Here is a 21,287-nt window from a genome sequence, read left to right as displayed (position 1 = left end):
AGAAGTTACTAAAAAAGCAGGAATTTACTTTCCTGCTTTTTCATATAGGGGTGTAATGAATGTTAAGAGGGACATATTTATTCGGATATGCTTTCTTTTTTACAGTAGGTATTATCCATATATCAACAGGGAGTTTGACACCATTTCTATTAGAGGCTTTTAACAAGACAACAGATGATATTTCGGTCATAATCTTCTTTCAGTTTACCGGATTTCTAAGCGGAGTATTAATCGCACCGTTAATGATTAAGAAATACAGTCATTTTAGGACACTTACTTTAGCTTTGACAATAATGCTTGCAGCGTTAAGTATCTTTTTTCTAACTAAGGATTGGTATTATATTATTGTAATGGCTTTTCTCTTAGGATATGGGGCAGGCACATTAGAAACGACAGTTGGTTCATTTGTTATTGCTAATTTCGAAAGTAATGCAGAAAAAATGAGTAAGCTGGAAGTTCTCTTTGGATTAGGCGCTCTATCTTTCCCATTATTAATTAATTCCTTCATAGATATCAATAACTGGTTTTTACCGTATTACTGTATATTCACCTTTTTATTCGTCCTATTCGTAGGGTGGTTCATTTTCTTGTCCAAGAACCGAAAGTACGCTAAGAATGCTAACCAACAAGTGACCTTTCCAGATGGAGGAGCATTTCAATACTTTATAGGAGATAGAAAAAAATCAAAGCAATTAGGCTTTTTTGTATTTTTCGCTTTCCTATATGCTGGAATCGAAACAAATTTTGCCAACTTTTTACCTTCAATCATGATAAACCAAGACAATGAACAAATTAGTCTTATAAGTGTCTCCTTTTTCTGGGTAGGGATCATCATAGGAAGAATATTGATTGGTTTCGTAAGTAGAAGGCTTGATTTTTCCAAATACCTTCTTTTTAGCTGTAGTTGTTTAATTGTTTTGTTGATTGCCTTCTCTTATATAAGTAACCCAATACTTCAATTGAGTGGTACATTTTTGATTGGCCTAAGTATAGCGGGCATATTTCCCATTGCTTTAACACTAGCATCAATCATTATTCAGAAGTACGTTGACGAAGTTACAAGTTTATTTATTGCTTCGGCAAGTTTCGGAGGAGCGATCATCTCTTTCTTAATTGGATGGAGTTTAAATCAGGATACGATCTTATTAACCATGGGAATATTTACAACTATGGCGGTCATTCTAGTAGGTATTTCTGTAAAGATTAGGAGAACTAAAACAGAAGACCCTATTTCATTTGAAAACAAAGCATCAAAAACACGTATAAATGAAAGATACTAATAGACATATCGTAAGTAAGAAGAGGACTTAATGTCCTCTTTTTACTTTTCAAATAAAAATAAAACAAATGAATGAATTGAGGTAAATACATGTACAAATTTATATATATAGAAGATACATTGAGTGAAAAAGATCAGTGGTTCCAATTATTAGAAAGTAAAATCACAAGTTACTTGGGTATTCTAGAGATCTCTGACCAATTTCAGAATAGGTTGATTCATAACGAATTGTTGGATGGTACGGCATCTCTGCAGAAAATATTGGCAAGTTAACAACAGACTTAGCTGAGAAATGACAGGGTCTATTAAGTGGGGGTACGAAAATTCTTATGCGTGAAAATGAAACAAGTATTACATTTGTTGATTCTATGGGAGTATTAGCCGAAATAGAAAGTGAGACATTCCCCCCAAGAGGAAATAAAAGGACTAAATGGGTAGCTTACTACAGAAGGTCTTTCCTTGTTTATATGGAGAAAACAGTGTTTTAGCAAGGGAGATAGTAGATGATAGAAGTGGGCAGAGCTATCAGAAAACATATCTGTAAAAAAATAATTCTAAAATTCCCTCGAAATATTTTGAGAGCATCAAAAGCTAAAGAGCAAATTTTGAGATGAACCGAAGATGCATGTAAACTAAAGGGAAATCCTAAAATTAATAGGGGCGATATGATGAAAAAGATTATTAAACGAAGTTTGCTGCGCGACAATCCCGAGAAGGCAATGCACTTATATTATGGAATATGTTTAGGAATCTGGCTGATTTATAATTTGGTGACATCCGGCTCCCCTGGACTGCCCCTTATGATTTTAGTCGGAGGAAATCTGATTTACGTTACAATCTTGAAAAAGAAAGAAGAAACGTGAAAAACACGCACCGCAGTGCGTGTTTTTTTATTTAAAAATGCTAGGAAGCCCCCCTTCAATTTCTTCTGACGACGGATACCATTTTGTCACCAGATCCCGAAACAGCCGTTCCGCAAAAAGAATCTCTTCCTCGGTATAGCGGTCAAAAAATGACAGAAAACGCTGTTCAGCCTTCTGATGATAATATTTGTGCAAACTGTGCAGCTTTTTTCCAGCAGGCGTCAATCGGAAGTAGACCTCCTTTTTATTATCGCTGAGCTGTGTTCTGTGAAGGAAGCCTGCGCCGAGCAATTTTGTGCTGATGCGTGATACAGTCGCTTTTGTCGTATTCATTTTTTCTGCTATCGACGTGACATTAATTGGTTCATTGTCCCCGACACAGGATAGAACATGAATTTCTGTCATCGTCAATTGAGATTTACTCCCGTGCTCTACATCCAGCTTCCTCAATTCGTCAGATAAAAAGACTTTAATAAGCCCCTCCCATTTCTCCTGCTGATGAATGAGCTCCGCATACAATTCAAAAAGATTGCGTTTCGTATGATCTGTGTTCATCGGGTTTTCCATCCTTTTTCATTCGATTGTTTCTTCTATCATACCGTTTTGTTACAGATGAAACAATCGAATTGAATTATACTCGGCTGGTGACGGAAAACCAGCGGCTGATCCCTTTTTGAATCACCTCGGAACAATCGGGCGCTGATGCATCCACCGCCCAGGCTACATGTCCATCGGGACGAATCAATATGGTATGCACATCCCGCAACTTTTCATTCGGTTCTGCAAGCGAGGCGGTTACCGTACGTAAGCCTTTCACTTCGATATGATCATCAGCTTCCTGCCTCAATGACAGCAAAACGAATGTCCCGTTTTGGAGAAAGCTGTACAGCCGTTCCGAATTGCCGTCGGAAAGAATCAGCTTCATGTCAGGGAGCCTTGCCCCGTTCAAACGATTCGGCGGCATGGTACGATCAGCTTCATATCTGACATCGAGTGCAGAAATTTGCCCTGCTACATATCGATTCACATCAGGGAAGGCCAGCAGCTCCGACATCATGCTTCGCAAATGGAGGCCTGCTTGAGTGAAATCGATCAGCTTTGTCTGTGCCTCCGTGTTTCTGAGGAGCCCTTCAGCTGCCGGGTGCCGCTCGTCATGGTAGCTGTCCAAAAGCCATGAAGGCGCAGAGCCTTTGATGGCCGCCGCCAGTTTCCACCCAAGGTTCATTGCATCCTGGAGGCCGACATTCAGCCCTTGCCCGCCCGCCGGAAAATGAATATGCGCGGCATCACCCGCAAGAAAGATTCTGCCGTCCCGATACCGTTTCGCTTGGCGCGCGGCGTTCCCGAACCGCGACATCCACGAAGGATCGCTTAAACCAAAGTCAGTTCCGCAAATTCGCAGGAGGTCAGCTTTCAGCTCTTCCTCAGTAACAGGCACATCTTTCGGCGTTTGCGTGCGATAAGGACTGATCACAACGACACGGTATCGGTCTGGAGATAACGGAACAATCATAACACCGCCCTCTTTTGTGCAAAGGGACAGCACGCCTGACGGCGGCGGAGAAAGGAGCGCCACATCCCCAAGCGCAGCGGTGACAGTGCTGTCTGTTCCCGGAAACTCAATTTTTGCCTGTTTCCGGACGGTACTCCCGGCGCCATCTGCCCCAACGGCAAACTTGCTTGTGATCGTCCGTACACTGCCATCCCGATCCTTAAATATCGTTTGGACCGCTTCCCCGTCTTGCGTAACCGCCAGCGCCTCTGCACCCCGAAACACCTCTGTTCCCAGCCTTCGTGCATGATCTTCAAGCAGCTTTTCTGTTTTGGACTGCGGGAGCAAAAGCGTGTAAGGACAGCTCGTATCCAAGCCTGAAAAATCCAGACGGGTATCCAGCATTGAAAAATGTCCGGAAGGTATCTTGCTTCCCTTGGATACGAACCGCTCTAAAATCCCTCTCATCTCAAGGAGCTCCAGCGTTCGGGGATGCAGCGTCAACGCCTTGGAATGCGGAACAGGTTTTTCAAGCCGTTCAATCACACATGTTCCCACTCCGGCCATCGCAAGCTCAGAAGCCAGCATAAATCCAACCGGTCCTCCTCCTATAATCACTGCTTCATATTTCATCATTCACCACTCCTTTTGTTTCATGAAAAACGAACAAAAACCAATAAAAACGGCCCTCCAATCAAAAAATATATAAATTTTGTTACACGGGTAACAATTTTGATTATAGCTCCTTACAAATTTTTCTTCAACACATTTTTCCAAACGGCATACAAAAAGACGCCTCTTCCATTAGCGTCTTTTTATTCGGCATCAGAAATCACACCGACAATATTTTTTTCTCTTATCGGACCAAAATGCCGGCTGTCGAAGCTGTATATGCGATTATCTCCAACGACAAAATATTTTCCTTTCGGCACCTTGCTTGTTCCCGTCACATCTTTCAAAGAAAAATCACCCGTTACATGGCTGCCGGCAGAAACAGATTTCAAATGCTTCAAAAATGGCTCAGCAACCTGCTTTCCGTTCACATACAGCTGATCATCTTTATATTTGATCGTTTCACCGGGCAAGCCGATTACCCGTTTAATCAGCACTTTATGATCAGGGCCTTTAAAAAGGACGATGTCAAAACGATGGATGGTTTTAAATCGATGCGAAAATTTATTGACCAACAATTCGTTTCCTTCCTGGAAGGTCGGGTTCATACTGACGCCTTCTACCTTGTAATCAATAAAGACAGCATTTTTAACCTGAATGGCGAGAACAACGGACACTACACCGGCAAGAAACCAAAACCGTTTTTTCATGTTACTGTCTCCCTCCATCATGCTCACGCTGACTGGCTCTTACATGCAGATACCGCTCCACCTTTTTGCCGACATACCATAAGACAGTGATCACCAATACGGCGATGACCGTTCGAATCGGCTGTGTAATCAGCGCGTGCAGATCATATCCGATGAAGCTGATCATAAAAATCATGACAAGCTTCCCCGAGGCTGCCGCCAAAATAAACGGCCGCGTTCCGATCCTTGACAAACCGGCAACAACATTCACCGCGGCTGACGGTGTAAATGGAAAACAAAGCAGAAGAAACATGGGACCGAAGCCGTGTCTTTCCACCCATAACATCAGCTTTCTTACAGACGGATGACTGCGGATAAATCCAAGCAATTTTCTCTGTCCGTATTGACGGACAATCAAAAATACGAGAATGGAACCAGCAGTTGATCCCGCCCAAGACAGGATGAATCCTTCCCACAAGCCAAACGAGTTCGTATTCGCCACCACAAACACGATCAGCGGCAAAAACGGGAGAAACGCTTCAATTAAAGGCAGCAGCACAGCAATGAGCGGACCGAAAGCCCTATAGCTTTGAAATAATTCAGTTAAGTGTTCTTGTGTCAAATAGGATAAAAAATGCTCCAACATTTATACTCCTTACCGGGTTTGTCTATCCTTATTCTACACATTATCAGCAGAAAACTAAAAAGTTTTGGTGATTTTTTCTGTCTTGAAACATTTCACCAGCCGATATAGAATACAATTAGAACAAACGTTCCCTTAGAAGGAAGGAGTCAACATGCCAAATCTGCAGGAGGAAATATACGATCTAATTGAACGGGCTCTCTTTTTGCCCATGGCTATTACGATTTTTAACCGTGATCTCGCCGGAATTGAAGAAAGCACATTAAAATTGAAGCATCCTTATAAACAGCTTATCGGCGAATCATTAAAAATAGCACAAAAGGATTTGATGGAGGTCAGAAAAGAACTGAGGAAAAGAAAAATTGCAATCCGCGAGACGGAACGCGATGAGGCCTTTACGCTTTATACATTTGTCATCGACGGTTATGAAGAAAACCACCGCTATTTTAATCCGCGAATCCGTGAGCAGGTCAGCGAATTATTAACATACTATCTATTTGCCCCAGACAGACTCCGAGCCTTTTGAATCATACTGCCCGTTCCCTCTTCGGGCGATTCAGATCATTAATTTCAGACAATTCACACTATACAAACAAAATAAATTTATTTATAATTCGAACCACAGCCTTTCACCCTAAAAAGTGACATGTGCTGCCATATCTGCGACATCATTTTCAGTACGCTTAGGCTTGTACACCCCAATCCTAAATAGAAGGAGGATTCTATGAAACTGATTCACGTTCTTGCCGCTTTGCCCTTTATCGGAATCTTACTCGGCATCCCTTTTGCAAATAAGGTGACCCCCTATGTGTTCGGCATGCCGTTTATTCTTGCCTATATTGTGATGTGGGCTCTTTTGACCTCTGCGCTGATGGCGATTGTGTATGTCCTCGACAAGGAAAATAAAAAGGAGGAAGCAGAATGAATGCAGCTCTCATCATCATTTTCGGTGTCCTGCTCTTGAGTATTTTTCTCGGTATACGCGCCCAAAAAGGAAAAGACATGAACCTGGAGCAGTGGACGGTCGGAGGGCGCGGCTTCGGAACTGTTTTCGTCTTCCTTTTGATGGCAGGCGAAATTTATACTACTTTTACGTTTCTCGGCGGCAGCGGCTGGGCCTACGGAAAGGGCGGTCCAGCCTTTTATATCATCGCCTACGGATGTCTGGCCTACATCCTTTCTTACTGGCTTCTTCCAGCAGTTTGGACGTACGCGAAACAGCATAAACTGATGTCGCAGTCTGATTTTTTCACAAAAAAATACAACAGTCCGCTGCTTGGCATTCTCGTTTCACTGGTCGGCATCGCCGCACTCATTCCCTATCTTGTACTACAGCTGAAAGGCCTCGGGCTGATTGTATCGGAAACCTCGTACGGCAAAATCACCCCGACCGCCGCCATCTGGATCGGCGCTGTTTCCATCACGGTTTATGTTATGGTTTCAGGCATTCACGGGTCTGCCTGGATATCGGTTGTGAAGGACATCATGATTCTGGTTGTCGTTCTGTTTTTAGGTGTGTATTTGCCAATTCATTACTACGGCGGATTTCAAGACATGTTTCAGCAGATTGAAACGGCAAAGCCTGGCTTTCTTACGCTCCCCGAATCGGGACAAAGTGTGGCCTGGTTCAGTTCAACCGTACTCTTGACAGCGCTCGGGTTTTACATGTGGCCTCACACGTTTTCCGCTTCGTATTCAGCCGAAAACCCAAAAGTGTTTCGTAAAAACGCCATCATCATGCCTTTGTACCAGCTGGTCCTGCTCTTCGTCCTTTTCGTCGGCTTCGCGGCTATCCTGCAAGTTCCAGATCTGAAAGGCGCAGACGGGGATCTGTCGCTTTTGAGACTGTCTCTGCAAGCATTTGACCCTTGGTTTGTCGGAATTATCGGTGCTGCCGGACTGCTGACAGCACTTGTGCCAGGGTCTATGATCTTAATGTCCGCCTCCACGCTGTTTGCAAAAAATGTGTACAAGGTAATTGCGCCCCGCACGACAGAACAACAGGTATCGGCTCTTGCTAAGTTTTTAGTGCCGGTGATTGCGTTGATTTCGGTGTATTTTACCTTCAAAGGCGGGAATACCATCGTTACGTTGCTTTTGATGGGCTACAGCCTTGTCACACAGCTATTCCCCGCCCTTTTGTTCAGCCTGTTCAAGCATAATATGGTGACAAAGCAAGGAGCATTCGCCGGCATTATTGCAGGTGTCGGAGCAGTTACTTATATTACAATGACGGAAACGACGATCGGCACTTTATTTCCGGCTCTGCCGCAAGCCGCAAAAGACTTGAATGTAGGCATCGTCGCCCTGCTTTTGAATATCACGGTCATGATGGCAGTCAGCCTTATGACAAGGAAGGCGAAAAGCGCTGCGGCCGATCAGGCGGCTTAAGCAATAGAAAAAGCAATCTGGACACCAGATTGCTCAGGCTGTCGAGAAAATCTCGACAGCCTTTATTTTTTCTTAAAATATCCATTCTTCTGTAATAAAATAAAAGAAAGACTTCAAAAGGACGGTGTCTTTCCCATGTTCCACACAAGAAATTCTTCTCAAAACACAGCCGAATTTGTTCTGCTTGACCAACTCGTCGAAGAGGATCACCTGCTTCGAAAAATTGATCAATACATAGACTTCTCTTTCATCATTGAAAAGGTTAAACCTTACTACAGTGAAAATAAAGGCCGCCCCTCACTTGATCCGCTTATTTTATTTAAAATGATGTTTATCGGATACCTCTATGGTATCCGTTCAGAAAGACAACTTGAAAAAGAAATTTACTACAATATGGCGTACAGATGGTTTCTTGGATTGAACATAAATGATCCAGTTCCGCACCACTCCACCATCAGCTGGAACAGACGCACACGCTTTAAAGATACAACCATCTTCCAAGACATCTTTGATGAGATCGTTCTTCAGGCCATCAACCACGACATGGTGGGCGGACGAGTCCTATTCACTGACTCCACACACCTTAAAGCCAATGCCAACAGGCATAAATACACAAGAAAAACAATTGCGCAGGATACCCAAAACTATATCAAGGATTTAAATGAAGCCATTCAAGAGGATCGGGAGGAACACGGAAAAAAGCCATTAACAGCCAAAGAGGAGGTGAAAGCTGAAAAAGAGATCCGCCACAGTACAACCGATCCGGAAAGTGGCTATCTGTATCGTGAAAACAAACCAGAAGGTTTTTTCTATTTAGATCACCGTACAACAGATATGAAATTCAACATTATCACCGATGCCTATGTCACACCCGGAAATGTCCATGATTCTGTGCCCTATCTTGACCGATTGGATCACCAAATCGCACGATTTGGTTTTCAAGTAGAAGCCGTCGCCCTTGATTCCGGATATTTAACGACTCCGATCTGTAAAGGATTATCTGACCGACAAATCTTTGGTGTCATCGCACATAGACGTTATCACCCTACCCGAGGGTTGTTTCCAAAATGGAAATTTCATTATGACAGTGAACAAGACAGATACATTTGTCCAAATCACCAAACACTTACATACTCAACAACTGACCGAAAAGGCTACCGGTCATACAAATCAAATCCTGAAATATGTTCCTCATGCCCGCTGCTTAAAAACTGTACAAAATCAAAGAATCAGCAGAAAGTGATTACTCGGCATGTATGGGAAGATCATAAAGAAAAGGTCAGACAAAATCGCTTGTCTGTTTCAGGAAAAAACCTCTACAAAAAAAGAAAAGAAAAAATAGAGCGAAGCTTTGCAGATTCAAAACAACTGCACGGGCTTCGCTATTGCAGGTTGAGGGGAAAACGGAATGTGAGCGAACAAGTTCTCCTCACAGCCGCATGCCAAAACATGAAGAAGATTGCCACATACCTAGCCAAGCAAAGCTAGGTATGTGGGAGCTCTTTTTCTATTATTGAAATCAGCTGAATACCTAAAGAAACAGCACACAACAAAAAAGCTTGTAGAAAAAAACACCGTTTTCTCTACAAGCTGAGCAATCTGGACACCAGATTGCTTTTTCTTATTTACCGTTCACAGGCGATAAGATCTTTATCGCGGTCTTTGTTTTTATTGGCATCGTAAAGCGCCTTAGAAACGTAAGGCTTGTACTTCGTTTTTCCGCCTTTGTTTTTCACCTTCGATGTGCGGGCCACTCCGCCTTTGTATACTTTGTTTAGCTCCTTGCAGTTCTTATAGACCTTCACCTTTGTTTTGGCTTCCGCCACATGGTCAGCTCCGTATGAAAAACCGAAAACGAGACCGAGTGACAGCAAAACCGCCGCCGCTTTTTTCATGACGATTCACTCCCCCAACACCCAATATTTAGTTGATTTATAGCTCGAATTTATCATAATTCATATAGTCTTATTTGACAAGATAAATATGGAAGAAGGGTTTGTTTTTTCTTGTTTTCTTTTTCCTTCACTATTCAAACTGCCAAAACATGTTTTTCTGCTTATGCTCAGGGGTACACATACGAATGTACACCAAACAGAAAAGGAGCGTTTCTGATGTCTGATTCAAATCTTACGAATCCTGTAAAAGCATTTTTTCATGATGAATTTCCCGAACAATATCAAGAGCCGCCAGGCCTGCAAAAGAACATGAAGCCTGTCCCTGATTGCGGAGAAAAAAGCTACAAAGGATCCGGTAAACTAACGGGTCGAAAAGCGCTTGTCACGGGCGGCGATTCCGGTATCGGCCGCGCTGCCGCGATTGCCTACGCCAGAGAAGGTGCCGATGTGGCCATTAACTACTTGCCCGAGGAACAGCCAGATGCTGAAGAGGTAAAAGAGCTGATTGAAGCAGAAGGCCGAAAAGCAGTGCTGATCCCCGGAGACTTGAGCGACGAATCCTTTTGCCAAGATCTAGTCAAACAGTCGCATCACGAACTCGGCGGACTTGATGTGCTAGCACTTGTTGCAGGCAAACAGCAAGCGGTCGAAAACATCGAAGATCTGCCTACTGAACAAATCTATAAAACCTTTGAAGTGAACGTCTTTTCCCTTTACTGGGTTGTAAAAGCGGCGCTTCCGTATTTGCCGGAGGGAGGTTCAATTATCACAACTACCTCAGTTGAAGGCTATAATCCAAGCCCGATGCTGTTAGATTACGCAGCAACGAAAAACGCCATTATCGGCTTTACCGTCGGACTGGGAAAACAGCTTGCTTCCAAAGGCATCAGAGTAAATTCAGTTGCGCCCGGACCAATTTGGACACCGCTGCAAATTTCCGGCGGACAGCCGACGGAAAACATCCCGAAATTCGGACAAGGCACGCCGCCAGCTCCATTAAATCGCGCTGGACAGCCAGTGGAATTGGCCGATGTTTATGTATTTCTAGCTTCAGAGAATTCAAGCTATGTGACATCTCAGGTATATGGCATCACCGGAGGAATTCCGACGGCATAGCTTTATGAAAGGAGCTGCCCTGTTCGGTCAGCTCCTTCCTATTTTTCTAATACCGTTCCCCGAGCTCACGCAAAATAAAATCATAAATCATCTTCGTCCGCTCTTCTTTCGGGTACAGCATAAATTCCTGTCTTTTCGGAACGCGGTGGTCGATTCTGTCTTGGAATTTGGTTCTGAGCCACGCTGTTCGATATACCTGGTTCTCGAACGAATTATAGGAAATCGGCAGCTCCATCGTTTTCCCATTCGAAAACGTCACTTCCGTATCGTCGAATTCAGTCGCTTTGAATTCTTTTACATGCACATGGGAAATCCAGCCGCATTGGGGTCTTGTCGAAGAAAGTGTAGGGAATAAAAAGATTTGGTTCGAAGGGTCCACCATGATTGGCGGCTTGTGTGAAATTTTTGTCACTTCATAAGTTCCTGCTTTTCTTCCCGCATAGCTTGATCCAAAAAATCGGCAGCTTCTGTCTACAATTTGCAGCGGCTTCATGTTGACATAAAACACGCAATCTTTTTCAATAATTTTGGAACAGATTTTGCCGTCTATTTCTTCTGGCAGCACGGCAATTGTTGCGCCGTTCACTTCATACGATTCTAAAGGTGCGTCTGTTTTCTGACTCATATTATGGCCTCCATCCTTTTTCTGCAAAATTTATACTAATAATCTATCATCTGTTTTTGTAAAACGACAGGTTTTTTTAACATTTAAGATAAAATCATCTTTTAATGATATTTAATGGTACTAAATGACTAGTAATAAACCGATTTTACTTTCATAAGACTTGCCGGTTTACGGCATTTTGCAGGATATGTCGATAGATTGCCAAGTATTAGTTGTCTAAAAATTATAAAAATTTATTGATTTTTTCGACCGTTATCCATATACTATAAAAAAGGCATTGGGGGGATTCTTTATGAAAGAGAAAAAATCGTACACTGAGCTCATGAAGTCCCGCAACACGCAAAAAACAAAAGAATTCGATGTCACAATGACGGATATTTACATTCAAATGGTGCTCGATGAATCCTTGTATAACCGTCGGCTTGCCATGCTGACGGACCAAATTAACAAAGCCTTGGACGAAAAAGATAAAGATGCGTTTCTTACGCTCTCTAAAGAATATGCAGCGCTCAAGCAGAGCGAATAAGCCAATCCTTCAAGGATTGGCTTTTTATTATCCGTTCACAATTGTTCCGCCATTGACGTGAATCGTCTGCCCTGTGACGTATGTGGAATCGTCGCTGGCAAGGTATAGATAGCTTGGCGCCACTTCGACCGGCTGTCCCGGGCGTTCCATCGGCACGTCTGAACCAAACACTTCCACGTCTTTTGCGGCAAAGCTGGCCGGGATAAGCGGTGTCCAAATGGGACCCGGTGCCACTGCATTGACCCGTATGCCCTGCTGAACAAGCGACTGGGAAAGGGACCTTGTAAACGTAACGATCGCGCCTTTTGTAGCTGAATAATCGATCAGCGTTTTATTGCCTTTATAGGCGGTAATTGAAGCGGTATTAATAATAGAGCTTCCTTTTTTTAAATGAGGCAGCACTGCCTTTGTTAAGTAAAACATGGAAAAAATGTTTGTTTGGAAGGTTCTGATCAGCTGGTGACTGGTGATTTTTTCAATGCTGGGCTGGACATGCTGCTCAGCTGCATTGTTAACCAATATATCAATAGATGGAAACACTTGGCTTGCCTGCCCGACCACATCATTGCAAAACGCTTCATCCCCGACATCTCCTGCAATCAGCAGGCATTTTACCCCTTCCTTTTCTACATACTGCTTTGTTTCCTCGGCGTCCTGATGTTCATTCAAATACACAATGACCACATTAGCCCCTTCTTTTGCGAATAACACCGAGACAGCGCGTCCAATCCCGCTGTCTCCTCCAGTAATAATAGCGGTTTTGCCCTCTAATTTTTTCGCTTTCTTCGGCTTATCAAAAACCGGACGCGGGTCCATCAGATATTCAAAACCAGGCTGCTGGTTCTGGTGCTGAGGCGGTAATGTTTTCTTTTTTTGATTCGCCAATGAAATCACTCCTTTTCAACCTTATTATGTTATGAACAATGCCTGCTTCCTATGTATGAAAAGATAGAATATGGAAAAATTAAGAATAAATCTGATTGGAGGTATAACGGCTTGGCTAATCAACATTTTGCAAAGGAAGCACCTGAAACATACTGGAAAACATCAACTGACCTGCCTTCTTTTCCTGCGCTTCAAGAGGACACTGAATGTGACGTCACCATTATCGGAGGCGGGATTACGGGAATCACAACGGCATATGAACTTACGAAGAGAGGCTTCCGTGTCGTTTTGATTGAAGCAAATCAGGTTCTTAACGGAACCACTGCGCATACAACTGCTAAAGTTACCGCACAGCATGACATGATATACGACGAATTTATCCGCCATTTCGGATTAAACCATGCGAGGCTTTATTATGAAGCAAACCAAAACGCAATTGATTACATAAAAGGCATTGTGGATGAACATCAAATTGATTGTGAATGGATCGAGCAAGACGCATATCTTTATACGGCAAATGAAAACGCTGTTCAAAAAATCCGCACCGAGCATGAGGCATACACAAAGCTGGGAATTGAAAGAGACCTTATCAAGGATCTTCCAATTCCCTTAGGTTCTAAGCTGGCGCTTGTCATGAAGAATCAAGCTCAATTTCATCCGCTTCAATACTTAAAAGCGCTTCTGGAGCAAATTGTTCAAAAAGGCGGCCGAATTTATGAAGAGACCGTTGCGCTTGATATCAAAAAAGGCGAAAGGCCCGAAGTGGTAACAAAAAGCCGGCACGCCATTAAGAGCCGCTTTATCATATGCTGTTCCCACTTCCCTTTTTATGACGGAGGCGGATTATATGCTGCGAGAATGTACTCCGACAGATCTTATGTCCTTGCCATCAAGCCGAAGATCGAGTATCCCGAGGGCATGTATTTGAGTATCGATCAGCCGTCAGTGGCGCTCCGCTATACGGTTGTAAACGGTGAAAAGCTGATTCTCTTCAGCGGAGTAAGCCATAAAACAGGCCAGGGAAAAGCCATGTCTACACATTATGAAACACTGAGACAACTGGCCGAAAGCTCCATCGGCATCGAAAGCATTCCATATTATTGGTCCACACAAGATCTAGTGACGATCGACAAAATCCCGTTTATCGGGCCGATGTCGGAAAATGAGGACAATATTCTAGTAGCGACCGGGTTCAAAAAATGGGGCATGACGTCCTCAGCAGTCGCAGCCACTCTATTGTCAGACCTTGTAGAGAAAAAAGACAATCCATACGAAAGCATTTTCACTCCGTCCCGTTTCCATCTGAATCCCGGGTTGCAGAAAGTGATTTCCTACAATGCCGATGTCGCCAAGCATTTGATTAAAGGAAAGCTTGAAAAGCCTGATGTCCAATTTGAAGACATTTCGCCAGGAGAAGGGAAAGCCGTCACCATAAACGGCAGGCGAGCGGGAGCATTTCGGGATGAGACAGGCTGCCTCCATCTCGTTGATACGACTTGTACCCATTTAGGCTGCGAGGTCGAGTGGAACGACAGTGAGCATACGTGGGATTGTCCGTGCCACGGATCACGCTTTAAGCCATCTGGCGAAGTTGTAGAGGGTCCGGCCATTAAACCATTAAAACAAATAGATCTCGAATAAACCGTTCATTTTAATGAACGGTTTTTCAAATATTTTTCATCTGCAGCTTCATTCATGTTTCCCTTGGCCGATAAAAAAGAAAAAGGCTTAAAAAGCCAAAAAGTAAAAATTATATTTTTCCCAAGGGGGATCATTGTATTGTTATTTAAAAAAGACAGAAAACAAGAAACAGCTTACTTTTCAGATTCAAACAGACAGCAAAAAAACCGCATTCAGCTCACAAACAAACATGCAGATGTCAAAAAACAGCTCAAAATGGTCAGGTTGGGAGATGCTGAGCTTTACGTGTTAGAGCAGCTTCAGCCACTCATTCAAGAAAATATCGTAAATATCGTTGATGCGTTTTATAAAAACCTTGACCATGAAAGCTCATTGATGGATATCATTAATGATCACAGCTCAGTTGACCGCTTAAAACAAACGTTAAAACGGCATATTCAGGAAATGTTTGCAGGCGTTATCGATGATGAATTTATTGAAAAGCGTAACCGAATCGCCTCCATCCATTTAAGAATCGGCCTTTTGCCAAAATGGTATATGGGTGCGTTTCAAGAGCTTCTTTTGTCAATGATTGACATTTATGAAGCGTCCATTACAAATCAGCAAGAACTGCTAAAAGCCATTAAAGCAACAACCAAAATCTTGAACTTAGAACAGCAACTTGTCCTTGAAGCATTTCAAAGCGAATATAACCAGACCCGTGATGAACAAGAAGAAAAGAAAAACCTTCTTCATCAGAAAATTCAAGAAACCTCTGGATCGATTGCCAATCTGTTTTCAGAAACAAGCAGATCAGTTCAAGAGCTTGTGGACAAATCTGAGGGCATTTCTCAAGCATCCAAAGCCGGCACTGTAACATCCAGCACTGTTGAAGAAAAGTCGATCGGCGGAAAAAAAGAGCTAGAAGTCCAGCAAAAACAGATGAACAAAATTGACACAAGCCTTATCCAAATCGAAAAAGAAATGGTCAAGCTGGATGAAATCGCGCAGCAAATTGAAAAAATCTTCGGCATCGTCACAGGCATAGCTGAACAAACAAACCTTCTCTCGCTCAATGCATCTATTGAATCCGCCCGCGCCGGAGAACACGGCAAAGGCTTTGCTGTCGTGGCAAATGAAGTGCGGAAGCTTTCTGAGGATACGAAAAAAACCGTCTCTACTGTTTCTGAGCTTGTGAACAATACGAATACACAAATCAACATTGTATCCAAGCATATCAAAGACGTGAATGAGCTAGTCAGCGAAAGTAAAGAAAAAATGACGCAAATTAACCGCTTATTCGATGAAATCGTCCACAGCATGAAAATCAGCAAAGAGCAATCAGGCAAAATCGACGTCGATCTGCAAGCCTTTCTTGGAGGGCTTCAGGAAGTCAGCCGCGCCGTTTCCCATGTGGCCGCTTCCGTTGATTCGCTTGTCATCCTGACAGAAGAATAACCATCAAAAACCGGTCTGCCATACGGCCGGTTTTTTTGCGTTCATTATGTAAACTTAAATTAAAAATAAGTTGACATAATAATTACCTGCATTTATTGTATAACCATATTTGATTAATGTTTGGAGGATTTCACATGCTGAAATTAATCGACATGATGCATATTGCGATTTTCACCGCGCTGATGGCAGTGCTCGGCTTTATGCCCCCTCTCTTCTTATCCTTTACACCCGTTCCGATTACATTGCAAACACTTGGTGTCATGTTGGCAGGCAGCATTCTCAGGCCAAAGTCTGCTTTCTTAAGCCAGCTTGTCTTTTTGCTGCTCGTCGCCTTCGGAGCGCCGCTGTTGCCCGGCGGACGAGGCGGTTTTGGTGTGTTTTTCGGACCGAGCGCAGGCTTTTTGATTGCTTATCCCCTCGCTTCATGGCTGATCAGTTTAGCCGCTAACAGGCTGCGGAAGGTGACAGTACTGCGTCTCTTTTTCACTCATATCGTATTCGGCATCATCTTTATTTATCTGCTTGGTATACCGGTACAAGCTTTTATCATGCATATTGATTTGTCACAGGCCGCCTTCATGAGCCTTGCATATGTGCCTGGTGATTTGATAAAAGCGGCTGTATCTGCATTTCTGGCGATAAAAATCACTCAAGCCTTGTCTCTTTCTGATACGATGTTTACAAAAGGAGGATGACACTACATGACAATTACTCATACCTATTCATCTACTGCCGAAACATCGCCCGGCCGTGTAGCGATCCAGACTGAATCGGAGCAAATCACGTACCATGATTGGGATCGGCTTGTCTCTCAAACCGCAAATTGGCTGCGGTCACAGCCGAGCATGCCGAATCGTGTGGCGATCCTGCTCCCAAATAGTCTGGCGTTTTTACAGCTGTTTGCCGGAGCCGCAGCAGCTGGATGCACAGCCATTCCCATCGACACACGCTGGAGCCCGGCTGAATGTAAGGAGCGGCTGTCCATAAGCAATGCGGATCTTGTGGTTACTTTAGCCTTTTTCAAAAACAAACTGACAGATAGCCAGACACCTGTTGTTTTGCTGGATAACTGTATGGCAGATATTTCTGAAGCAACCGCTGATCCCTTGCCTACCATTGATCCGGAGCACCCTTTTTATATGGGATTTACGTCGGGCTCGACAGGAAAACCGAAGGCCTTTACGCGATCTCACCGCTCATGGATAGAGAGTTTTACCTGTACAGAAACAGATTTTTCGATTTCATCAAATGACACGGTATTGATTCCCGGGACGTTAATGTCCTCTCACTTCTTATACGGGGCAGTCAGCACTTTGTTTCTTGGAGGAACCGTTTGTTTGCTGAAAAAGTTTTCTCCTGCCAAAGCGAAGGAATGGCTGTGCCGTGAATCCATCAGTGTTCTCTATACCGTACCGACGATGACAGACGCCCTCGCAAGGATTGAGGGTTTTCCCGACAGTCCCGTCAAAATCATTTCATCCGGCGCAGACTGGCCGGCAGAATCCAAGGAGAAGCTTGCCGCTGCATGGCCTCATCTCAAGCTGTACGATTTTTACGGCACATCAGAGCTTAGTTTTGTGACGTTTTCTTCACCGGAAGACAGCAAACGGAAGCCGCATTCAGCGGGCCGCCCTTTTCATAATGTCCGGATTGAAATCCTCAACGCTGGAGGAGAACGCTGCCAGCCAGGAGAAATCGGAAAAATATTTGTCAAAAGCCCGATGAGGTTTTCCGGCTATGTGAACGGCAGCACACCAGATGAATGGATGACAGTAGATGATATGGGCTATGTTGATGAAGAGGGCTTTCTATACATATCAGGAAGAGAAAACGGGATGATCGTGTACGGAGGATTAAATATTTTCTCAGAAGAAATTGAACGTGTGCTTCTCGCCTGCCCAGAGGTTGAAAGCGCGGCTGTCGTTGGCATTCCCGACGAGTATTGGGGAGAAATCGCTGTAGCTGTCATTCTTGGAAACGCTAATGCCAGAACACTGAAAGCCTGGTGTAAACAGAAATTAGCCTCCTATAAAATTCCGAAAAAATGGGTGTTTGCAGACAGCTTGCCGGAAACGAGCAGCGGAAAAATTGCCCGTTCCAGAGTGAAAAAATGGCTGGAAGAGAGTATACAGTATAAATGAATGCGGTTATTGTTGATGCAAAACGAACGATCTTTGGAAATCAAAACGGACTGCTGAAGCCCTTCCTGCCGGAGGATTTGGCGGCTCCCATCATCCGCTGTCTCAGCCGAAAGCTAGAGGATCAAGTTGACGAGGTCATTCTCGGAAACGCTACTGGCAGAGGCGGCAACCTGGCCAGACTGTCAGCCCTTCAAGCCGGACTGCCTTTATCGGTTCCCGGAATTACAATTGACAGACAGTGCGGCTCAGGCCTTGAAGCTGTGCGCTATGCCTGCAGCCTTATTCAAGCGGGAGCCGGCACGATGTATATCGCAGGCGGCTCAGAAAGCAGCAGCCAATCCCCTTTTTCAGAACGGGCCCGCTTTTCTCCAGATGCGATAGGCGATCCAGACATGGGCATTGCAGCAGAATATACGGCTGCACGCTATTCCATCAGCAGAAGCATGCAGGATGAGTACGCGCTTCTCAGCCATCAACGCAGCAGGAACGCGCATGATGAAGGATTTTACCGTGAAGAAATTGTTCCTCTCGGGGAATTGGAGACGGACGAAGCATTTTTGAAAACGCGGCCGATAGAAGCGATTATTCCCCGTGCAAAGCCGGTTTTCGACACCAGCTCCGGAACAGTCACAGCAGCCAACAGCAGTGGCATAGCAGACGGAGCAGCCGCTCTTTTGGTAATGGAAGAAGAAAAAGCGGCAGCCCTGGGACTTAAGCCTGTGCTCCGGTTTATCGGCAGCGCAGTCAGTGGGATTCACCCCAACTATCCGCCCGCGGCACCGGTTGATGCGATCCGTAACCTCTTACATACACACGATGTAACACCTAAGGATATCGGTTTATTTGAAATCAATGAAGCCTTTGCCGTCAAAATTTGTGTCTGCTCGCAAGAACTCGGCATTCCCTTTTCAAAAATCAATGTGCGCGGCGGCGCCTTAGCTCTTGGCCACCCGTACGGTGCATCAGGTGCAGCTCTGGTAACCAGATTGTTTTATGAAGCGAAAAGACGGACAGACTGTCAATATGTGGTTGCAGCCATCGGAACCGGCGGCGGAATTGGACTGGCTTTATTATTTGAAGTTCTTGCATAGGCTTTTTCATAGGACACACGCTTTCGATTTAGTATAATAGCGATATGAATAAAGTCAGGAAGGGGATTTTATGACAGCCGTTTGTTTAGTAAGACATGGAGAAACCGATTGGAACCTGCAGCAAAAATGCCAAGGCAAAACCGATATCCCGCTAAACGCAACAGGTGAACGCCAAGCAAGAGAAACCGGAGAATATGTAAAGGACTTTTCTTGGGATATTATTGTGACGAGCCCGCTGAAAAGAGCGAAAAGAACCGCGGAAATTATTAATGAATATCTGCATCTTCCGATAGTCGAGATGGATGATTTTAAGGAACGCGATTACGGCGACGCGGAGGGCATGCCGCTGGAGGAACGGACAAAGCGCTATCCAGATAACATCTATCCGAATATGGAAACCTTAGAAGAACTCACTGACAGGCTGATGGGCGGTTTGGCAAAAGTGAACCAGGCGTATCCAAACAAGAAGGTGCTGATCGTGGCGCACGGTGCGGCAATTCACGCCCTGCTGACAGAAATATCCGGCGGTGACCCGGAGCTTCAAAGCACCCGTCTCGTCAACGCCTGCCTCAGCAACATTGAATTTGCAGAAGAAAAATGGCTGATAAAAGACTATAATATCAACAGCCACTTATCCGGCTTTATCAAATAAGAAAAAGACAGGCGTTTGATATTATCCCCTCTAAGTAGACAGTGTAAAAAGCCCGCTTTTCAAAAGTGGCTGTTACACTATACGTGGAGGGGATTTTTTATGGCGAGAAAAGGGCAACACTTTCAAAACTATACGAAAGAATTTAAGATGAAAGCTGTCAAAATGTACGAGGAAGGAAACAAAAGCTATAACACGTTAGCTGAAGAATTAGGGCTTCGAAGTTCAACCCAGCTCAAAAATTGGGTGAAAACATATCGGGAAGGCAAGTCTTTTGATGATCAAAGGGGAAAAGATACAAAGTCAGACAATCCTTTTATTGGACGCCCTAAAACAACGTTTAAAAGTGTTGAGGAAGAACGAGATTATTTAAAGGCACAGGTCGAATACCTAAAAAAGCGCTATCCAAATCTGCATGGGGAGGACGGATTTTGAAGGCAGCACGATTTGAAGCTGTTCACGAATTGAAGGACCGTTATCCGATTACGTGGCTGGTATGTATCGCCAAAGTGTCACGGTCAGGGTACTATAAATGGCGCAAGGCTCAAAGGTTTCGAATGGCAAGGCAACAGAGAGATCAGATCATAAAAGAGCACATCATGGCGATTCATCATTCACGCCCTTTCTATGGCTATCCTCGGATTACTGTCGCTTTAAAGAAAGAAGGTTTCTGCGTCAACCATAAGCGTGTTTACAGATTGATGAGAGAGATGAACATCCACTCGATTATTCGAAAAAAGCGTCGTTATTTTGGAAGAAAGGCATCGGTTGTCCTGCCAAACCGGCTTAACCGAGAATTTCAAACCAATCAGCCTAATCAGTTATATGTAACCGATATTACCTATATTGCTTGCGGACAACGATTCTATTATCTTTCTGCAGTACAAGATCTTTACAACAATGAGGTTGTCGCATGGAAACTGTCAAAGCGAAATGATCTTGAACTGGTGATGAAAACAGTGGAAAGTTTAACAACTCAACGGGATGTCCAAGGGGCCATTCTCCACTCTGATCAAGGATTCCAATACACAACAAAAGCATATCAAAAGCGACTTGAAACCGTTGGTTTGAAGGGCAGCCATTCCCGTAAGGGAAACTGCCTGGATAACGCCTGTATCGAATCATTTTTCTCGCACCTCAAAACAGAGAATACATACTTTTCTTCATGCCAAACTGAAAAAGAGCTCCACAAAAGCATTAAAGATTACATCCAGTTCTATAATCACGAACGATTCCAGAAAAAATTAAACCAGTGTGCTCCGGTAGAATACCGTAACACACTGGTTGCTTAGGCTTTTTATGGCTGTCTACT

At 44.0% G+C, this 21,287-nt stretch carries 22 protein-coding genes; 15 read left to right on the top strand and 7 right to left on the bottom strand.

Going from position 1 to position 21,287, the window contains the following annotated elements; translation table 11 throughout:
* Positions 1-59 precede the first annotated feature (59 nt).
* Both glcP and NYE53_RS05770 read left to right on the top strand, forming a co-directional pair.
* Entirely contained in the window at positions 60-1,280 is a 1,221-nt protein-coding gene (gene glcP, locus NYE53_RS05775; RefSeq protein ID WP_339247694.1) for a glucose/mannose transporter GlcP, read from the top strand.
* A 664-nt stretch (positions 1,281-1,944) separates the two neighbouring features.
* Positions 1,945-2,142, top strand: coding sequence for a hypothetical protein (locus NYE53_RS05770; protein ID WP_038829160.1), 198 nt, complete (start codon positions 1,945-1,947; stop codon positions 2,140-2,142).
* Positions 2,143-2,169: 27 nt separating this feature from the next.
* Here NYE53_RS05770 and NYE53_RS05765 read toward each other — a convergent pair whose 3' ends face one another.
* From NYE53_RS05765 to NYE53_RS05750, 4 genes are all read right to left on the bottom strand, one after another.
* Positions 2,170-2,697: a MarR family transcriptional regulator gene (locus NYE53_RS05765; RefSeq protein ID WP_041335554.1), complete on the bottom strand. Its 528-nt coding sequence runs from the start codon at positions 2,695-2,697 to the stop codon at positions 2,170-2,172.
* 76 nt (positions 2,698-2,773) lie between these two features.
* Entirely contained in the window at positions 2,774-4,270 is a 1,497-nt protein-coding gene (locus NYE53_RS05760) for a monooxygenase (RefSeq protein WP_339247691.1), read from the bottom strand.
* Positions 4,271-4,449: 179 nt separating this feature from the next.
* Positions 4,450-4,956, bottom strand: a complete 507-nt coding sequence (lepB, locus tag NYE53_RS05755; protein ID WP_003233128.1) for a signal peptidase I — start codon at positions 4,954-4,956, stop codon at positions 4,450-4,452.
* A gap of 1 nt (position 4,957) precedes the next feature.
* Positions 4,958-5,581: a VTT domain-containing protein gene (locus tag NYE53_RS05750; protein ID WP_010886465.1), complete on the bottom strand. Its 624-nt coding sequence runs from the start codon at positions 5,579-5,581 to the stop codon at positions 4,958-4,960.
* Between the two features lie 151 nt (positions 5,582-5,732).
* Here NYE53_RS05750 and NYE53_RS05745 point away from each other — a divergent pair, with 151 nt between their 5' ends.
* The 4 genes from NYE53_RS05745 (at position 5,733) to NYE53_RS05730 (ending at position 9,457) form a co-directional block, all read left to right on the top strand.
* A complete protein-coding gene (locus NYE53_RS05745) occupies positions 5,733-6,104 on the top strand; it encodes a hypothetical protein (protein ID WP_064671203.1) in 372 nt (123 codons plus the stop codon).
* Between the two features lie 198 nt (positions 6,105-6,302).
* The gene (locus NYE53_RS05740) at positions 6,303-6,503 is read left to right on the top strand and encodes a DUF3311 domain-containing protein (protein WP_003224377.1); all 201 of its coding nucleotides are present in this window, start codon (positions 6,303-6,305) and stop codon (positions 6,501-6,503) included.
* Complete coding sequence (locus NYE53_RS05735) at positions 6,500-7,969, top strand: sodium:solute symporter (RefSeq protein ID WP_262119611.1); 1,470 nt, start codon at positions 6,500-6,502, stop codon at positions 7,967-7,969. The genes NYE53_RS05740 and NYE53_RS05735 overlap by 4 nt, the downstream gene beginning before the upstream one ends.
* A 135-nt stretch (positions 7,970-8,104) precedes the next feature.
* Positions 8,105-9,457, top strand: coding sequence for an IS1182 family transposase (locus tag NYE53_RS05730; protein WP_339247688.1), 1,353 nt, complete (start codon positions 8,105-8,107; stop codon positions 9,455-9,457).
* A gap of 137 nt (positions 9,458-9,594) precedes the next feature.
* Here the strand turns inward: NYE53_RS05730 and NYE53_RS05725 are convergent, their stop codons facing one another.
* Positions 9,595-9,864: an excalibur calcium-binding domain-containing protein gene (locus NYE53_RS05725; protein WP_021479615.1), complete on the bottom strand. Its 270-nt coding sequence runs from the start codon at positions 9,862-9,864 to the stop codon at positions 9,595-9,597.
* A gap of 216 nt (positions 9,865-10,080) precedes the next feature.
* Between NYE53_RS05725 and NYE53_RS05720 the strand changes: the two genes are divergently transcribed.
* Positions 10,081-10,980, top strand: coding sequence for an SDR family oxidoreductase (locus tag NYE53_RS05720; RefSeq protein ID WP_339247687.1), 900 nt, complete (start codon positions 10,081-10,083; stop codon positions 10,978-10,980).
* 46 nt (positions 10,981-11,026) lie between these two features.
* Here the strand turns inward: NYE53_RS05720 and comK are convergent, their stop codons facing one another.
* Positions 11,027-11,605: a competence transcription factor ComK gene (gene comK / locus NYE53_RS05715; RefSeq protein ID WP_003245329.1), complete on the bottom strand. Its 579-nt coding sequence runs from the start codon at positions 11,603-11,605 to the stop codon at positions 11,027-11,029.
* A 292-nt stretch (positions 11,606-11,897) separates the two neighbouring features.
* On the opposite strand from comK, the gene NYE53_RS05710 reads away from it, so the two are divergent.
* Positions 11,898-12,131, top strand: coding sequence for an IDEAL domain-containing protein (locus NYE53_RS05710; RefSeq protein WP_003233142.1), 234 nt, complete (start codon positions 11,898-11,900; stop codon positions 12,129-12,131).
* Positions 12,132-12,158: 27 nt separating this feature from the next.
* On the opposite strand, the gene NYE53_RS05705 is transcribed toward NYE53_RS05710, so the two are convergent.
* Positions 12,159-13,016 (bottom strand): SDR family oxidoreductase, encoded by an 858-nt coding sequence (locus NYE53_RS05705; RefSeq protein ID WP_003245662.1) that lies wholly within the window; start codon positions 13,014-13,016, stop codon positions 12,159-12,161.
* A 111-nt stretch (positions 13,017-13,127) separates the two neighbouring features.
* Between NYE53_RS05705 and NYE53_RS05700 the strand changes: the two genes are divergently transcribed.
* The 7 genes from NYE53_RS05700 to NYE53_RS05670 all read left to right on the top strand — a co-directional run bounded on the left by NYE53_RS05700 (position 13,128) and on the right by NYE53_RS05670 (position 21,267).
* Positions 13,128-14,657 carry an FAD-dependent oxidoreductase gene (locus tag NYE53_RS05700; RefSeq protein ID WP_172861554.1) on the top strand — a complete coding sequence of 510 codons (1,530 nt, stop codon included), beginning with the start codon at positions 13,128-13,130 and terminating at the stop codon, positions 14,655-14,657.
* Positions 14,658-14,795: 138 nt separating this feature from the next.
* Entirely contained in the window at positions 14,796-16,094 is a 1,299-nt protein-coding gene (gene hemAT, locus NYE53_RS05695) for a heme-based aerotactic transducer HemAT (protein ID WP_339247681.1), read from the top strand.
* Between the two features lie 134 nt (positions 16,095-16,228).
* The gene (locus tag NYE53_RS05690; RefSeq protein WP_003233151.1) at positions 16,229-16,789 is read left to right on the top strand and encodes a biotin transporter BioY; all 561 of its coding nucleotides are present in this window, start codon (positions 16,229-16,231) and stop codon (positions 16,787-16,789) included.
* Between the two features lie 6 nt (positions 16,790-16,795).
* Positions 16,796-18,235: an acyl-CoA synthetase gene (locus tag NYE53_RS05685; protein ID WP_339247679.1), complete on the top strand. Its 1,440-nt coding sequence runs from the start codon at positions 16,796-16,798 to the stop codon at positions 18,233-18,235.
* The gene (locus tag NYE53_RS05680) at positions 18,232-19,326 is read left to right on the top strand and encodes an acetyl-CoA C-acyltransferase (RefSeq protein WP_339247676.1); all 1,095 of its coding nucleotides are present in this window, start codon (positions 18,232-18,234) and stop codon (positions 19,324-19,326) included. Before NYE53_RS05685 ends, NYE53_RS05680 begins: the two co-directional genes overlap by 4 nt.
* A 70-nt stretch (positions 19,327-19,396) precedes the next feature.
* Positions 19,397-19,978, top strand: coding sequence for a phosphatase PhoE (gene phoE, locus NYE53_RS05675; protein WP_032725340.1), 582 nt, complete (start codon positions 19,397-19,399; stop codon positions 19,976-19,978).
* A gap of 99 nt (positions 19,979-20,077) precedes the next feature.
* Positions 20,078-21,267, top strand: a protein-coding gene (locus tag NYE53_RS05670; RefSeq protein WP_339245518.1) for an IS3 family transposase whose coding sequence is annotated in 2 segments (ribosomal slippage) — positions 20,078-20,378 and positions 20,378-21,267 — 1,191 coding nt in all. Because the reading frame shifts where the segments join, the coding sequence is not laid out codon by codon here.
* Positions 21,268-21,287 lie beyond the last annotated feature (20 nt).

Origin of the sequence: Bacillus sp. FSL R5-0523 (genome assembly GCF_037975295.1) — a bacterium.
Classification (GTDB): domain Bacteria; phylum Bacillota; class Bacilli; order Bacillales; family Bacillaceae; genus Bacillus; species Bacillus subtilis.
Note: the sequence above shows the minus strand (reverse complement) of the source record. Positions and strands in the feature narration are given on the sequence as shown.

Bases quoted from the DNA above. Each gene is read 5' to 3' on its own strand.
- glcP (WP_339247694.1), top strand. From the start codon at position 60: ATGTTAAGAGGGACATATTTATTCGGATATGCTTTCTTTTTTACAGTA.
- NYE53_RS05770 (WP_038829160.1), top strand. From the start codon at position 1,945: ATGATGAAAAAGATTATTAAACGAAGTTTGCTGCGCGACAATCCCGAG.
- NYE53_RS05765 (WP_041335554.1), bottom strand. From the start codon at position 2,697: ATGAACACAGATCATACGAAACGCAATCTTTTTGAATTGTATGCGGAG.
- NYE53_RS05760 (WP_339247691.1), bottom strand. From the start codon at position 4,270: ATGATGAAATATGAAGCAGTGATTATAGGAGGAGGACCGGTTGGATTT.
- lepB (WP_003233128.1), bottom strand. From the start codon at position 4,956: ATGAAAAAACGGTTTTGGTTTCTTGCCGGTGTAGTGTCCGTTGTTCTC.
- NYE53_RS05750 (WP_010886465.1), bottom strand. From the start codon at position 5,581: ATGTTGGAGCATTTTTTATCCTATTTGACACAAGAACACTTAACTGAA.
- NYE53_RS05745 (WP_064671203.1), top strand. From the start codon at position 5,733: ATGCCAAATCTGCAGGAGGAAATATACGATCTAATTGAACGGGCTCTC.
- NYE53_RS05740 (WP_003224377.1), top strand. From the start codon at position 6,303: ATGAAACTGATTCACGTTCTTGCCGCTTTGCCCTTTATCGGAATCTTA.
- NYE53_RS05735 (WP_262119611.1), top strand. From the start codon at position 6,500: ATGAATGCAGCTCTCATCATCATTTTCGGTGTCCTGCTCTTGAGTATT.
- NYE53_RS05730 (WP_339247688.1), top strand. From the start codon at position 8,105: ATGTTCCACACAAGAAATTCTTCTCAAAACACAGCCGAATTTGTTCTG.
- NYE53_RS05725 (WP_021479615.1), bottom strand. From the start codon at position 9,864: ATGAAAAAAGCGGCGGCGGTTTTGCTGTCACTCGGTCTCGTTTTCGGT.
- NYE53_RS05720 (WP_339247687.1), top strand. From the start codon at position 10,081: ATGTCTGATTCAAATCTTACGAATCCTGTAAAAGCATTTTTTCATGAT.
- comK (WP_003245329.1), bottom strand. From the start codon at position 11,605: ATGAGTCAGAAAACAGACGCACCTTTAGAATCGTATGAAGTGAACGGC.
- NYE53_RS05710 (WP_003233142.1), top strand. From the start codon at position 11,898: ATGAAAGAGAAAAAATCGTACACTGAGCTCATGAAGTCCCGCAACACG.
- NYE53_RS05690 (WP_003233151.1), top strand. From the start codon at position 16,229: ATGCTGAAATTAATCGACATGATGCATATTGCGATTTTCACCGCGCTG.
- NYE53_RS05685 (WP_339247679.1), top strand. From the start codon at position 16,796: ATGACAATTACTCATACCTATTCATCTACTGCCGAAACATCGCCCGGC.
- NYE53_RS05680 (WP_339247676.1), top strand. From the start codon at position 18,232: ATGAATGCGGTTATTGTTGATGCAAAACGAACGATCTTTGGAAATCAA.
- phoE (WP_032725340.1), top strand. From the start codon at position 19,397: ATGACAGCCGTTTGTTTAGTAAGACATGGAGAAACCGATTGGAACCTG.